The organism is Bifidobacterium pseudolongum subsp. pseudolongum DSM 20099 (assembly GCF_000771225.1).
Taxonomy (GTDB): domain Bacteria; phylum Actinomycetota; class Actinomycetes; order Actinomycetales; family Bifidobacteriaceae; genus Bifidobacterium; species Bifidobacterium pseudolongum.
On the sequence record NZ_JDTZ01000005.1, the window covers coordinates 1 to 14,287 of the forward strand.

Annotated in this window: 10 protein-coding genes and 1 other RNA gene; 1 reads left to right on the forward strand and 10 read right to left on the reverse strand. The window is 66.3% G+C overall.

The window, feature by feature from the left end:
- Positions 1–254: 254 nt before the first annotated feature.
- From OU02_RS04670 to ptsP, 4 genes are all read right to left on the reverse strand, one after another.
- Positions 255–1,772 carry a formate--tetrahydrofolate ligase gene (locus tag OU02_RS04670; RefSeq protein WP_033489085.1) on the reverse strand — a complete coding sequence of 506 codons (1,518 nt, stop codon included), beginning with the start codon at positions 1,770–1,772 and terminating at the stop codon, positions 255–257.
- A 269-nt stretch (positions 1,773–2,041) separates the two neighbouring features.
- Positions 2,042–3,655, reverse strand: coding sequence for a C69 family dipeptidase (locus OU02_RS04675; protein ID WP_033489086.1), 1,614 nt, complete (start codon positions 3,653–3,655; stop codon positions 2,042–2,044).
- Positions 3,656–3,841: 186 nt separating this feature from the next.
- Entirely contained in the window at positions 3,842–4,396 is a 555-nt protein-coding gene (locus OU02_RS04680) for a YbhB/YbcL family Raf kinase inhibitor-like protein (RefSeq protein ID WP_033489087.1), read from the reverse strand.
- Positions 4,397–4,475: 79 nt separating this feature from the next.
- Positions 4,476–6,143 (reverse strand): phosphoenolpyruvate--protein phosphotransferase, encoded by a 1,668-nt coding sequence (gene ptsP / locus OU02_RS04685; protein WP_033489088.1) that lies wholly within the window; start codon positions 6,141–6,143, stop codon positions 4,476–4,478.
- A 256-nt stretch (positions 6,144–6,399) separates the two neighbouring features.
- On the opposite strand from ptsP, the gene OU02_RS04690 reads away from it, so the two are divergent.
- Complete coding sequence (locus OU02_RS04690; RefSeq protein WP_022858101.1) at positions 6,400–6,663, forward strand: HPr family phosphocarrier protein; 264 nt, start codon at positions 6,400–6,402, stop codon at positions 6,661–6,663.
- Positions 6,664–6,749: 86 nt separating this feature from the next.
- Here the strand turns inward: OU02_RS04690 and OU02_RS04695 are convergent, their stop codons facing one another.
- The 6 genes from OU02_RS04695 to OU02_RS04715 all read right to left on the reverse strand — a co-directional run bounded on the left by OU02_RS04695 (position 6,750) and on the right by OU02_RS04715 (position 14,101).
- A complete protein-coding gene (locus tag OU02_RS04695) occupies positions 6,750–7,904 on the reverse strand; it encodes a DNA polymerase III subunit delta' (protein ID WP_033489089.1) in 1,155 nt (384 codons plus the stop codon).
- A 6-nt stretch (positions 7,905–7,910) separates the two neighbouring features.
- Positions 7,911–8,537 (reverse strand): dTMP kinase, encoded by a 627-nt coding sequence (tmk, locus tag OU02_RS04700; RefSeq protein WP_033489312.1) that lies wholly within the window; start codon positions 8,535–8,537, stop codon positions 7,911–7,913.
- 13 nt (positions 8,538–8,550) lie between these two features.
- The gene (gene topA, locus OU02_RS04705; RefSeq protein WP_033489090.1) at positions 8,551–11,490 is read right to left on the reverse strand and encodes a type I DNA topoisomerase; all 2,940 of its coding nucleotides are present in this window, start codon (positions 11,488–11,490) and stop codon (positions 8,551–8,553) included.
- 108 nt (positions 11,491–11,598) lie between these two features.
- Complete coding sequence (locus OU02_RS04710) at positions 11,599–12,750, reverse strand: phosphatase PAP2 family protein (RefSeq protein ID WP_033489091.1); 1,152 nt, start codon at positions 12,748–12,750, stop codon at positions 11,599–11,601.
- A 69-nt stretch (positions 12,751–12,819) separates the two neighbouring features.
- An RNA gene (ffs, locus tag OU02_RS08535) (signal recognition particle sRNA small type) lies at positions 12,820–12,916 on the reverse strand.
- Positions 12,917–12,958: 42 nt separating this feature from the next.
- The gene (locus tag OU02_RS04715) at positions 12,959–14,101 is read right to left on the reverse strand and encodes an inositol-3-phosphate synthase (RefSeq protein ID WP_026647926.1); all 1,143 of its coding nucleotides are present in this window, start codon (positions 14,099–14,101) and stop codon (positions 12,959–12,961) included.
- Between the last annotated feature and the right edge of the window lie 186 nt (positions 14,102–14,287).

Sequence of the window (14,287 nt, forward strand, 5' to 3'; positions counted from 1 at the left end):
CGCCGATTTCCCGCACTTCCACGGTACCGCTCTGCGCTTAAGCTCCTATACCCACGCAACGCCATCCACTACGCGAACAATACAACCATTTGCATTGAGACAAAGCCCGTACGTACGCCCCGCGGAAAAAGCCCTGCCGGCAGCCCAGCCCAACCCAACCCTTCTTTGTAATACGACAAAAGGGCCGCAACCATCCAAACGGTTGCGGCCCTGCAGCCCAGCGGCTCCCCGCCACTACAGCGGCGCCACCGCGCTCACACGATCTTCGGCATCGGCGTGGTGAGCGACGTCGTCAGGTTCACATGCACGAGCCCCGCACCCGAATGCACGTCCACCTTCTTCAGCGTCACGGTGCGCTCGTCGGCCGGCGCGGTGTCGTCGTCGGTCATCGTGGCGGGCGACTTGACCGACACGAGCGCCAGATCGTCGAACGCGATGCCCGCGCTCTCACACAGCTCACGCGCCGCCTCGAGCGACTGCGCGAACCCGGCCTTCTCCACCACGCGCGCTTCCGGCACGCCGTACGCGTTCTCGCAGACCCAGCGCAGATTGTCGATCAGGCCCATGCCCTTGTGGCTCGCCGGTGTCTCGATTGGCTCGCCATCCGTCACCGCGCCCACAAACTCGTCGAGCTGCGGCACGAGCACGTCGCCGCCGTCGCGGAACAGGTTGCCGACGATCGGCGCGCGGAACCCGAGCTCGCTCGCCGTCTCGCGCAGCGCCGGCACCTGGTCGTCCTCGCCTTCCCACAGATTGATGAGCGGGAATGTGGGAATGTTGAGTTCCTCAAGTCGTTTCACGTGGAACGGATAGCGCCACTGCAGCGCCGGGTCGTCGCGCCACGTGGACGCACGCGTCACCACGACGGCCGCGCTCGGCCACTGCGCGCCGTACTCGCGGCATGCGATGTCGAGCCACTTCTGCGCACCGGCGTCGGCGCCATACCCGGCCTCGACGATGACGACGTCGTGCTCCGCGCACGCCATCTCCACCGAGACAAGCGAGGGAATGCCGATCGAGACGTTCGCGAACGGACCGCCGTGCACATACACCGGCGAACCGTTGACGGTCTCGGTCTTGGCCGGTTTGACGGCGTCGCCAAGGATGTCGGTGATGCGCCACAGGTCGATGAATTCGCCGAACGTGACCGCCTTGCCGTCTTTCGTGCCGGCGATCATCTTCGCCACGCGCTCGGCGATCTCGTCCATCGACCGCGAGAGCACGACGATCTGCATGAGTTCGCACGTCGGCGTCAGCACGACCTTCTCGTGCACGTCGTTCTTGCCGGCGTCCACCACAATCGAGCGCAGCGAGCGCGACGGCACTTCGGAGACGCGCGGCACGAGCACGTCGTCGAGCAGCCCATCGTCCACGGCTTTCTCCGCGAACGAAACAAGCAGGTTCTGCGCGGCTTCGATCGCACCCATCTCACCGCACAGGCCCCAGTCGATGAGCTCGGGGTGGGTCAGAGACGCGCTGCCACCGCCCGACGCGCCGCCCTTGGATCCGGCGGCGGTGATGCCCATGCTCGGCTGGCGCAGCACGGCGGCGGCGTCGATGCCGCGCGCGTTGAGTGCGTCGATGAGCGCGATGGTTGTGGTGGTCTTGCCTTCGCCGCGCGACGCCTTGAGCGGCGTGTCCGCGGTGACGAGCACGACCTTTCCGTGCTTGCGTGGAGCGTCAGGATGATTCTTGAGATAGTCCAAATAACCGAAGGCGTCGATTTTCTCTACCAGCCCGTAAGGCATGGTGAATTGCTCGATGAGCGTCACTACACGTTCCTTTCCGCGGATGTTGTGCTGCCTTTTCAACATATCAGCACACCACGGCCGTGTATAGATGCGTGTCACTGTGCGAACAGTATCCAAGCACCCTCTGAGGCGACTGCCCATAGCTACCAACTAGACACAGACAGCTATGCGATGGCACTGCGATGTACATTCATGGCTACGGTCAGCCACAACCGTACATATTCCTACGAAAAACGGCTGTCCGTGGCTACCAGCCAGCCACGGACAGCCGCCATACGGCATGGCAACCGTCAGTTGTCGGAACGGTTGTAGCCGTTGCGCATCTTCATGCTCACCGTGTAGAGCACGCTGTTGAGCAGTTCGTCGGTGTTCTCTTTGAGCTGCTGCGCCATCGTCTCATTCGCCGCCTCGAGCACATCGCGCACCTCGGGGTTGCGCACGGCGGCGACGATGGCCTCCGGGGCCATCGGCTCGACGTCTTCGGAGATGTCGTCTGCCTCATACCGTTCCTCGAGCTGCGCGGCATCGAACACATCGGCGCCGCCGAGGCGGTCGACCTGTGCGTCCGCGGCGGCGACCATGCGGTTGCCGAGCGCGCCCATCTTCTGTTGGAACCGCTCGACCGCGGCGCTCGTCTCGGCGAAGCGCGCGTCGCACAACGCGGCGATGATGCGGTTTTCCCAATACATGTTCTCGGTCGTCACGCGCGTCGTGGTGTCGCGCAGATACGCGGGCGTGTCGTTCACATTCGGGAAGAACGGCACGAGCGCGTTGAAGGGGTTGGACGCGTAGGTGAGCCACTGCACGGCGCGGTTCGCCTGCGGGCGGTACGGGCGGAGCTGCATGACGGCTAGATGGTTCTGCCGGTTGATACCGATCGGACGGTACAGGTGCCGCGTCTCCTCGGTGCCGAGCGTGCCGTAGGGGTCGAACTCGGTGCCCTGGTAGTGGGAGCTAAGCACATATTTGATGTCTTCGATCGTGATCTTGCGTTCCGGTTGGCGCGCCCACGGAATGTCGTCGCTCGTCGGCTTGTGGTCGGCGTCCGGACCGTCCCAGACCTCGTCGTACGGGTTGAGGCACCGCTGCATGTACCATGCGCGCGGCGTGTTGTACACATGGTCGGCGTCGGAATGCGAGCCGAAGGCCGACCGCGGGTCGAACGCGGACAGTCCTTCGACGGAAAGGTCGAGGTGGTTGTGTGCGATGAACTCGCGCAGGTCGGCGGAGCACATGCAGTCCTGCTGCTCGCCGAAGGCGTCGTCGAGGTCGAACTCGTCGATGCCCAGCTGGTTCGGCATCGTCACATAGCAGCCGTCCGGCACGCGCTTGGCAATCCAATGGTGGCCGCCGACCGATTCGAACCACCAGATCTCGCTCGCGTCACTGAACGCGACACCGTTGGATTCGTATGTGCCGTATTCCTCGAGCAGCGCGCCGAGGCGCTCCACGCCTTCGCGCGCCGTCTTGATGTACGGCAGCACGACGGTCACGAAATCCTCTTCGCCCAGGCCGCCGGGCACGGCCGGCTCATAGCCGTCCTCGCCTTCCGTGCCCTTCGCCGCCACATATTCGACGAGCGGATCGGCGCCGAGCACGCGCTCGTTCGTGGTGATCGTCTCGGTCGCGCTCATCGCGACGTTCGCTTCATTGACGCCGGCCTCGCCCCATTCGCCGATGTGCAGGTCCGCGTTCGGCACCGCCGTGTATTGCAGTGGATTGTCCGGCAACGCCACCGTCAGATGGCTCTGCACGGTCGTGTAGGTGCGCGGCTGGTCGGCCGGCTTGACCACGACGAAGCGCTTCGGGTCGAACTCCCCGAAGCAGGAATCCTCATTGCGCGCGATGATCGTCGATCCGTCGTAGCTGGCGTCCCTGCCAACCAGAATCGTTGTGCAGCTCATTGATGCTCCTCATAGGTATAGCGGTCGCACCCCGGGCGGGGCGCAGTATACGCAGACACCTTAGAGCATTCCGTACGGATACGCCCAGAGCAAGCCATCATGCGGGATGATGGCCTTGGCGCCACAGCACAGCACCGTCATGGCATCATCCCGCAAGAGCGCACACGGATCCGTGCGCCAGTGCCGTCAGGCTTTGCCTACGAGCATCACACCGCCGGCGTCGCACACGGACTTGCCGCGTTCGAGCCCGTGCAGCAGCTCGTTGAGCCAGAAGCCCTGTTCGAGTCCTTCGACCGGCTCGCTCGTGCCCCACACCTGCAGCGCGTACTGATGGTCCTTGTCCGGCGGCTGCGGCCCGTTGTAGCGTTCGATGAGCGCCGGGTCGGAGCTGCGGCCCAGGAACGGCGAGGCGGAGGAATTGCGGCCCTGCAGCGCCTCGGGGATCATCGCGGGCAGCGAGCGCGAGAAATCAGCCGGAATCGACAACGCGTGCGCGTCGCTCGGGTCGAACATGATCGCCTCAACCGGCAGGTTCGCCACGGTCCAGTGGATCCATTCGAACCCGCATACGGGGATGGAATCCGGATCGCTGAACTCCCAGTGCAGGTACTTCGCACGCGGGTTGAGTTGGTCGATGTAGAAGGGGAACGATACGCACGGCACGGAGTCGACGCGTGCGTCTTCAGGCGCGTCTTTTGCGTATGCGCTGGGGATGATGGAAAAATCTGCGGTGATCAGCATGTTCCCAGTATGGCGTATGGGCTGGCCACCCGGGGGCGCACCGGCGTTTCCAGCGCGCCCCATGGGCGTGTCAGCGGCGTCATTCGCCCAGTTCGCACCACTGTGGCGGATTGTAGAAATCGCCGTTGAGCGCCTTCTCGGCGATCTGCTGCGCCTCTTCGAGCGTGTGCTGCGCGAGTTCCGCACGCACGTCGTCGAGGGCGACCGGGGTCATCGACAGCGAGTTGACACCGAGGCCCGCGAGCACGACGGCCAAATCCGGGTCGGCCGCTGCCTCGCCGCACACGCCGACCGGCATGCCATTCTTGTTGCCGGCTTCGCAGATCATCTTGATGACGCGCAGCACGGCCGGGTGCCATGCGGTCTGGTAGTTCGAGACGGAGCCGAGCGTGCGGTCCGCGGCGAGCGTGTACTGCGTCAGGTCGTTCGTGCCGATCGAGACAAAGTCGGTGACCTGCGAGACCTTGTCCGCCATCACGGCGATCGACGGCACTTCGGCCATCGAACCCACGAACTTCAGGCCGAAGCTCTTGCCGAGCTTCGTGAAGTATTCGGCTTCCCACTCGTCGGCCACCATCGGCGCCATGACCCACAGGTCGGCGTCGGTCTGCGCGTCGGCTTCGGCGAGCGCCTTGAGCTGGCCTTCGAGCACGGCCTTGTGCTGTGCGAGCGTGCGCAGGCCGCGCAGGCCGAGCGCCGGGTTCGGCTCGTCTTCGGGCGTCAGGAACGGCAACGGCTTGTCGGCGCCGGCGTCGAGCAAGCGGATCACGACTTTCTTGCCGGGGAATTGCGCGAGCAGTTCGGCGTAGGCCTTCGTCTGCTCTTCCACCGTCGGCGGCTCTTCGTTGCCGATGAACAGGAACTCGGTGCGGAACAGACCGACGCCTTCCGCGCCGTATTCGAGCGCGGTCTTGGCGTCCGACGGCTTGCCGACATTCGCGAGCAGCGGAATGCGGTGGCCGTCCTTGAGCTGTCCGGGCTGGCCGCGCAGTTCCTTGGCCTTGTCGGCGCGCAGCTTCGCGTCGTGTGCGGCGGCGAGCTGCTCGTCGGTCGGGTCGGTCGTCACTTCGCTCTTGGCGGCGTTGACGATCACGGTCTCGCCGTCGGCCAGGTCCACGGCTTCGGTGGCCGAGACGACGGCCACGATGCCGCGCGCACGGCACAGGATGGCCGTGTGCGAGGTGGGGCCGCCTTCCGACGTGACGATCGCGAGCGTCTTGTCCAGATCGAGGCTCGCGGTGTCTGCGGGCGAAAGGTCCTTGGCCACGAGCACGAACGGCGTCTCGCTCTGCGGCACGCCGGGGGCCGGGCGCCCCATGAGCTCGGCGATCACGCGCTGGCCCACGTCGTGCAGGTCGGCGGCGCGTTCACCCTGATAGCCGCCGATCTGGCGGAACATCTCCTCGACCTGGCCGAAGCCATCGAGCACGGCGCGTTCGCCGGTCTTGCCTTCGTCGACCATTTTTGCGATGTTCGCGGCGAGCGCAGGATCGGAGGCGAACATGGCCACGGCCTGCAGGATCTCGGCGGCCTGCTTGGTGCCTTCATCGCCGTTCGCGGCTTCCTGCGCGCGACGGTTGAGGTCGGCGTTCACCGCGGCCAGCGCCTTGGTGACGCGCGCGTTCTCCGCTTCGGCGCTCACCGACGCGGCGCGCGGCTCGTCCTTCGGCTCCGGCAGCGGCTCAGCCATACGAAGCACCGGGCCCACGGCCACACCACGGCCAATGCCCACACCTTTGATAATCATTTAGGGACTCCTTCCATCCCACCCATTCCCCTACGCGCGTCGCACATACTGGGGCCCCACGCACGCCAGCGCGCGGCCCCGGCGCGACGGCACGGGAATCCAGTGAATCGATCGTCAGCAATTCTACTCGCGCGCAGCCGTGTGGGGCCGTTTTCCGGTCTCAGCTAATAGCGCGTCCTTCAAGGTGGGCATGGTAACGTGTGCACTGTCTGCGGTATATCCGCTGCATGTTTTTGCTTATCAGAAGGAGCACACTATGGCAACCGCTACTCGTAGCACCGTGATCAACGATCCCGTGGGCATCCACGCCCGTCCGGCCGCGCAGTTCGCGCAGGCCGCCGGCGCGAGCGGCTGCACCGTGACCATCGCCAAGGGCGACGGCGCACCGGTGCAGGCCGATTCGATCCTCTCGGTGATGGGTCTGGGCGTCAAGCAGGGCGACACGGTGGAGATCACCGTGGAAGGCGACAATGCCGAAGCCGTGGCCGACGAGCTCATCAACACGCTGCTCGCTGTCTGATTCGCGGTACACACCGCCTACACCAAGGCCCGCGATGCGCACTGGCGCACCGTGGGCCTCTTCGTATGCGCCTTTATGCGCGCCGGTCACTGCGGCAACAGCTCGCAGAACAGGGCTTCGAACACCAACTGCGGGTTGACGTTGCCGATCAGACGGCGGCGCGCCACGGCGATGCGGTCGAGCCGTTCGATCACCTGTTCGCGGCGCAACGCGACCGACAGGTCCACGATCGCCTTGCGGTTCTCCACGTTCACGAGCCCCACCGACCCTTCGGCGTCGTTCTGCAGCACCGCCACATCGCGGTAGACGCTCGCCACCGAGTTGAGCGCGCGGTCGAGCACGTCGCGTTGGCGGCGCGTGGCCTGCCGTTTGAGCTCGTCTTTCTTCGTGATCGCGTTGTACATGCCGCGCAGGCCCGGCGGCACACGGTCGTCCTCCCCCAGCCCGTTGATGCGCCGGAACTCCTGCTGCGCGCGCTCGGCCTGCCGGTCCACGTCCGCCTGCGCCTGCGCCTTCGCGCTCGCGATGAGCGTGTCGGCGAGCAGCACCGCCTGCGAGGCGCGCGCCAGGCCGAGCACACCCACCACGAGTTCGTCACGGTCGGCGAGCACCTGTGAATCGCGCGCATAGAGCGCGGCGATGCCGATATGCCCTTCGGCGAGGCGCGCCACACGCGCCGCCGTGGCCCGGTCCGCGCCGCAGCTGTGTTCCAGATACGCGGCCACATCCGCGTCGTCGGGCACGCCCAGATTGACGATTCGTGTGCGTGAGCGAATCGTGGGCAGCACGTCTTGCGCGCTCGGCGCACACAACAGCCAGATGGTGCGTGGGCTCGGCTCTTCGATCTCTTTGAGCAGCACGTTCGTGGTGCGCTCGAGCATGCGGTCCACGTCTTCGATGATGATGATGCGCCACGGCGCCGTGCTCGGCGTCTGCTCAGCTGTGCCGATGAGGCTGCGCACGTCGTCGATACCGATCGTCACTTTGTCGGTCGTGAGCGTCGTCACGTCGGGGTGTGTGCCGGCGAGCACCTGCTTGGTCACGCGCGTTGGCGTTTCGGAAAGCCCATGGTCGGGGCTTTCGAGCGCCGCGGCGAACGCGCGCGCCACATGCGACCGGCCCGACCCGGGCGGCCCGCAGATGAGCCACGACTGCGCCAGCGCGCTCCCGTCGCCGCTGCTGACGGCGCGCAGCTGCTCCACCACGCGCGGCTGGCCCACAATGGAATCCCATACACTCATACGGATTCACCCAACCAGATTCGCACTGTCTTGGCAAATCACTTCGGCGATGCGCCCAATCGGCTCGCGCGCGTCCAACACAAGGAACCGCTCCGGTTCGCGCTCGGCGAGACGCAGGAACGCGGCGCGCGTGCGGCGGGCGAACTCGGCGCCGGCCGATTCCATGCGGTCCTGCTCGTGTTCGAGCCGGCCGAGCGATACGGCCGGGTCGATGTCGAGCAGATAGGTGCGCGCCGGCAGCAGCCCGTCTGTGGCCCACATGCTCAACGCGCGCACGTCGTCGGCGGTCAATTCGCGGCCGCCCGACTGGTAGGCAAGCGACGAATCGAGGTACCGGTCGGTGATCACGATCGCGCCGCGGTCGAGCGCGGGGCGCACGACCTGCGCCACATGCTGCGCGCGGTCCGCGGCGAACAGCAGCGCCTCGGCGCGCGGCGCGATCGGCTCCGCACCGTGCAGCAGCAGCCGGCGGATCCGCGTGCCGAGCTCGGTGCCGCCCGGTTCGCGCGTGACGACGACTTCACGCCCGCGCGCACGCCAGAACCCGGCGAGACGCTCGACCTGCGTGGTCTTGCCGGCGCCGTCGACGCCTTCGAACGAGATGAACAGTCCGCGTGGGGTCTGTGTGGCCATGGCGACCATGCCCTCAGCGGTTCGGCACGACCGGCGGACGGCTGTAGCCGTCGTGTTCGGCCATGTATTCGACGTCGTTTTTCACGGTGATGGCGGTCGTGCCGAGCTCCTTGGCGATGCGCGAGTTCGCCCACCCCTTGTCGGCGAGTTCACGCACCTTACGGCGGCGCTCCTCGCGCGCCTTCTGCGCAGGGCTGGCCGATTTTCCGCCCGACTTCGCCTTCGTCTTCGCAGCGGTCTTGCGCCCACGGCGTTTGGCGGGGCCGGCCGCGCGCTTTTCGGCGAGCAGGCGGAACGCGTCTTCCGCGGAGATTGTCTTGGAGTCGTACTGCTTGGGCAGCGACCGGTTCGTTTCGCCGTCGGTGATGTACGCGCCGTAGAAGCCCTCTTTGATCGTCACCGGCTTGTTCGTGGCCGGGTCGTTGCCCAGTTCGCGCAGCGGCGGCTTGGCCGCGCGCCCACGCCCACGGCCGTACTTGGGCTGCGCGAACAGATCGCGCGCCTGCTGTTCGGTCACAGTGAAGATCGCGTCTTCGTTCTCGAGCGAACGGGTCTCGCTCGCCCCGCCCTCCACGGCGCGCGTCAGGTACGGGCCGTAGCGGCCGTTGTTCGCCGTCACCGTCACATGTTCGATCTCGCCGGTCTTCGCGTTCGGCTCATCGGCCGCATACACCTCGCGCGGCAGGCTCAGCAAGCGCAGCGCGTCCGCGAGCGTGACCGTCTCGGGGCTCATCGACTTGAACAGCGACGCCATCTTGGGGCGCTCGCCCTCCGCCTTCTTGGATTTCTTCGCATCGTGCTCGTGCGCGGCCTGCTCCTGGCCGGGCAGCACAAGCGCCACATACGGGCCGTAACGCCCGTTGCGCACTTCCACCGTGCCGCCGGTGGCCGGGTCGGTGCCGAGCACACGCGGGCCGCCCGCATTGCTGTCGATCAGCTTGCGCGCCTCGGCCACAGTCAGCTCATCGGGGGCGAGCGTGTCGGGGATCGTGGCGCGCTTGGGGTTGCCCTCGGCGTCCAGATGCGCACAATCCTCCAGATACGGGCCATAGCGCCCCACGCGCACGGCCAGGCCGTCGCCGATCTCGATCGTGTTGATCGCGCGCGCGTCGATCTCGCCGAGCTGCGCGACCTGCTGCTGCAGGCCCTCATGCACGTCCTGCGCGGTGTGCGCGGCGTCGTGCCCCGTACCGAAGTAAAACGCGGTGAGCCATTCGCGCCCGGTCTCCTTGCCGTGCGCGATCTGATCGAGCCCGTTCTCCATGTCCGCGGTGAACTGGTAGTCCACGTATTTCGGGAAGCGCGTCTCGAGCAGTTTCGTGACCGCGAACGCGAGCCATGACGGGATCAGCGCGCGGCCGCGCTCATACACATACCCGCGGTCCATGATCGTGGAGATGATGCTCGCGTACGTGGACGGACGGCCGATCTCCTTCGCCTCAAGCGTTTTGACGAGCGACGCCTCGGTGTATCGCGCCGGCGGCTGCGTCTCATGGCCGTCGGCCTGCACGCCGGTGGCGGTGAGCACTTGGCCTTCGCTCATCGGCGGCAGCGACACCTCGTCGCTCCCCTTCGCCCGCGCCGATCCGAGCACGCGCAGGAAGCCGGGGAATTCGATCACGGTGCCGGACGTCTGGAATACCGCCTTGCCGTGTTCCGGGGCCTGCGCAGTGAAGCGCGCGACGGCGGTGGAGCCGGTCGCGTCGGCCATCTGCGAGGCGAGCGTGCGCTGCCAGATCAATGTATAGAGCTTGAGCTGGTCCGGCGGCAGCGTGCCCGCGAGCTCGTCGGGCGCGCGGAACCGCGAACCCGCCGGGCGGATGCATTCGTGCGCTTCCTGCGCGCCAGCCGTCTTTGTGGCGTACTGCTTGGGCTGCGGCGCCAGATACTGCTCGCCGAACTGCTGCGCCACCGACTCGCGCGCGGCGGCGATCGCCTCGTGGCTCAACGTGACCGAATCGGTACGCATATATGTGATATAGCCGTTTTCGTACAGGCTCTGCGCCGCGCGCATCGTCTGGCGCGACGACATGCCGAGGCGGTTGCCGGCGGCCTGCTGCATCGTCGACGTGGTGAACGGCGGCTGCGGACGGCGGCGGTACGGCTTCTTCTCGACCGACGAGACGAGGAAGTCGGCGTCGCGCAACGTGTCGGCGAGCGCCGTCGCATCGGCCTCGGTCAGCTGGCGCACATCGTCGTGCGCAGCCGCGTCGGTCAGCGCGCCCGCGGCGGTGAAGTCCTTCGAGCCGGCCACGCGACGGCCGTCGAGCGTGGTCAGGCGCGCATCGAACGGTGTGAGTTCGCCGAGCGCATCGGGGGCCTGCAGTTGGGCCACCACATCCCAGTATGGGGCGCGCACGAACGCCATGCGCTCGCGCTCGCGCTCCACGATCAGGCGCGTGGCCACCGACTGCACGCGGCCGGCGGACAGGCCCGGCCCCACCTTGCGCCACAGCACCGGCGAAAGCTCATAGCCGTACAGGCGGTCGAGGATGCGGCGCGTCTCCTGTGCGTCGACCATGTGGTCGTCCACTTGGCGCGTGTGTTCGAGCGACGCGCGGATCGCCTCGGGCGTGATCTCGTGGAACACCATGCGCTTGACCGGCACCTTCGGCTTGAGCGTCTGCACGAGGTGCCATGCAATCGCCTCGCCTTCGCGGTCCTCATCAGTCGCCAGATAGAGTTCGCTCGCGTGTTTGAGCGCGGACCGCAGTTCGGAGACCGTCTTCTTTTTGTCGGCGCCCACAATGTAATAGGGTTTGAAGCCGTCGTTCACGTCCACGCCGAACTTGCCGTACTGCGCCTTCTGGTCGGCGGGGATCTGGCTGGGCTGCGCAAGGTCGCGGATATGGCCCACTGACGCCAGCACGGTGTAGCCCTCACCCAGATACCCGCCGATCTTCTTTGCCTTGGCGGGAGACTCGACGATGACGAGCTTGCTACCGGTAGTCATGCTCTTCTCCTTACACTTACGCGTTTCGAGACGTCATATTACTCATGCCGTGTGCACAGCGCGCGGACGAGGTGTGGCGCACAGCTGAAAACACAGCTGTGGCGGAGGTCAGGCCGCGGCCTTGCGCGGTGGCGCGGGAGGCTCGCCTATCAGGCCGAGGCGCGTGAGCGGGGCCGCCGTGATCTGCCGCATCATCAGCACCATGCCGTTGACGAGCCCGGCGAACCCGACGACCATCGCGGTGGCCGCGGCACATGCGCCCGGCGCCGCCCACGCGGAGGCGTACTGCAATCCGGGGAACACCTGCCACAGCACGTATGCGCCGTATGCGATCGCGCACAAGCCCAGCGTGATGAGCGCGGTGGCCGCAATCTGCACGCTCGGCGACGACATGCGGCTGCCCGTGCGGTCCATGCCCGAGGCGCGCGTGCAGGCGAGCGCGAGCATCATGCACGCGCCGGCGATGCACACCGACATCACCACGTCCACCGGCCGGTGCCAGCGGTCATAGATCACGCTCACACCCACGATCGACGTGAACACAGTGGACAGCACCGCCGCGCACGCGCGCCATGAACGCGGCACCGCGGCGAGCAGCATGAGCCCGGCCGCCGCGGCGAGCATCGTGTGGCCCGAGGGGGCGGAATTGTTGACCGACGACTCCACATGCACGAGCAGCGGGCGCGGCAAAAGCGGTTTGAGCAGCTTCGCCGCGGCGAACGCGACGGCCGCGAACACGGCGAGCTGGCCGAGCAGCCACCAGCGTTTGCGCGCCGCCGCCACGAGCATGGCCGCGGCGCCGAACGCGAGACTCACGCCGATGACGAGCCCCGATTTGAGGTTGCCGAAGCTGAGCCATGCGGGCATCGTGTCGGCGAAGTTCATGATGGCCAGGTCTTCGTAGCTCTGGCCGTCCACCGTGTGCACGCCGAGCCAGTAGACGGCTGCCGCGACCGCCAGGAACACCACGCCGAACACCACGCACAGCACAACGCTCGATGTGCGCGGGCGCAGCGCGAGGGGGTCGGGCTGGGCGAGCGAGGCGTCGATCTGCGCCGACAGCTGGTCTTCCGCGGTAGGCACGGCGGTGGGCGCACTGGTCGGCTGCGACTCACGGCGTTCCTCGAGCGGGGCCCACTGCGCGGCGGGGGTGGTGGCATCGCCGGTGGCAACACCATCGCTGGGTGCACTGCCGCCGGAGGCGTTCGCGGAGCCGTTGGCGCGCGGCTCGTCTTCTGGGGCGGATTCGTGTTGTGTCATGGCTACGACTGTACGAGCACGAGTGAACCTTGGCACCGACGCCAATGCGTGCACGAATTGGAAGAGGGTATGGAAAAACCTCCGCGCACCCACCAGAGGCCACTTACCCTTGCTGCATTCCTGCCCTGGGGGGATTGGGTGACGTAGTGCCACGCGGAGGCTTTATCAGTGTACACCATGCCGGGACCAAGCGGAACCGGCGGCTGTGTCAGGCCTTCCAGACGTCCTTGCCGTCGGCCTTCGCCTTGGCGACGTCGGCGTTGAGCTGCTCTTCGGTCGCTTCGACCGTGCCGGCGATGAACTCCTCGACGAGCTGGCGTGCCTCATTGTCCTCATGCTGCACGGCCGGGGACTTCATGAAGTACGACGACGGCGCGAGGATCGGGCCGGCCAGGCCGCGGTCGAGCGCGATCTTGGCGGCGCGCAGCGCGTCGATCACGATGCCGGCGGAGTTCGGGGAATCCCACACTTCGAGCTTGTATTCAAGATTGAGCGGCACATCGCCGAACGTGGTGCCTTCGAGACGCACGAACGCGAACTTGCGGTCGTCGAGCCATGCCACGTAGTCGGACGGCCCGATGTGCACGTTGTACGGATCCATCTCGTGCGGCACCACGGAGGTGACGGCGCGGGTCTTCGAGATCTTCTTCGACTCAAGGCGCGAACGCTGCAGCATGTTCATGAAGTCCATGTTGCCACCCACGTTGAGCTGGTAGGTGCGGTCGAGGCGCACACCGCGGTCCTCGAACAGGCGGGCCATCACGCGGTGCGTGATCGTGGCGCCGACCTGCGACTTGATGTCGTCGCCGACGATCGGCACGCCGGCATCGCGGAACTTCTGCGCCCACTCCGGGTCGGACGCGATGAACACGGGCAGGCAGTTGACGAACGCGCAGCCGGCGTCCATCGCGGCCTGCGCATACGCCTTGTCCGCCTCTTCCGAGCCGACCGGCAGATACGAGATCAGGACGTCGACCTTCTTGTCGCGCAGCACCTGGGCCACGTCCACAGGTTCGGCGTCGGACTCCTCGATCATCTCACGGTAGTATTCGCCCAGACCGTCGTAGGTGGGTCCGCGCAGCACTTCGACGCCCAGTTCCGGCACGTCCGCGAATTTGATCGTGTTGTTCTGCGAAGCGCCGATCGCCTCAGACAGATCCTTGCCCACCTTTTCGGCGTCCACGTCGAATGCCGTGACGAACTCGATGTCTCGGACACGGTACCCGCCGAAATTGTTGTGCATCAGGCCCGGAATCTTGTCTTCGTCTTTGGTGTCTTTATAGTAGGTCACACCTTGCACCAGCGACGAGGCGCAATTGCCCACACCGGCGATAGCCACGCGAATGCTCATCTGAAACGACTCCTCCAAGTTGCGTGCGTTCATACAACCTTCAAGCATACCTTTACACCCCCGCAATTGCCATCACGGGGCGGTTCGACGATAGCGGAAGCGCTGGAAAACAACAGATTGCGCGCATCTGCACAAAGGTCGCGGTCGTGTGCACGGCCGCGTATTTTCCATTGGCGAACCCGCCTT

What these genes read in the sequence shown, in the direction of transcription:
- topA (WP_033489090.1), bottom strand. Translation starts at nt 11,490, where the DNA reads ATGACTACCGGTAGCAAGCTCGTCATCGTCGAGTCTCCCGCCAAGGCA.
- OU02_RS04710 (WP_033489091.1), bottom strand. Translation starts at nt 12,750, where the DNA reads ATGACACAACACGAATCCGCCCCAGAAGACGAGCCGCGCGCCAACGGC.
- OU02_RS04675 (WP_033489086.1), bottom strand. Translation starts at nt 3,655, where the DNA reads ATGAGCTGCACAACGATTCTGGTTGGCAGGGACGCCAGCTACGACGGA.
- OU02_RS04715 (WP_026647926.1), bottom strand. Translation starts at nt 14,101, where the DNA reads ATGAGCATTCGCGTGGCTATCGCCGGTGTGGGCAATTGCGCCTCGTCG.
- OU02_RS04695 (WP_033489089.1), bottom strand. Translation starts at nt 7,904, where the DNA reads ATGAGTGTATGGGATTCCATTGTGGGCCAGCCGCGCGTGGTGGAGCAG.
- tmk (WP_033489312.1), bottom strand. Translation starts at nt 8,537, where the DNA reads ATGGCCACACAGACCCCACGCGGACTGTTCATCTCGTTCGAAGGCGTC.
- OU02_RS04680 (WP_033489087.1), bottom strand. Translation starts at nt 4,396, where the DNA reads ATGCTGATCACCGCAGATTTTTCCATCATCCCCAGCGCATACGCAAAA.
- OU02_RS04690 (WP_022858101.1), top strand. Translation starts at nt 6,400, where the DNA reads ATGGCAACCGCTACTCGTAGCACCGTGATCAACGATCCCGTGGGCATC.
- ptsP (WP_033489088.1), bottom strand. Translation starts at nt 6,143, where the DNA reads ATGATTATCAAAGGTGTGGGCATTGGCCGTGGTGTGGCCGTGGGCCCG.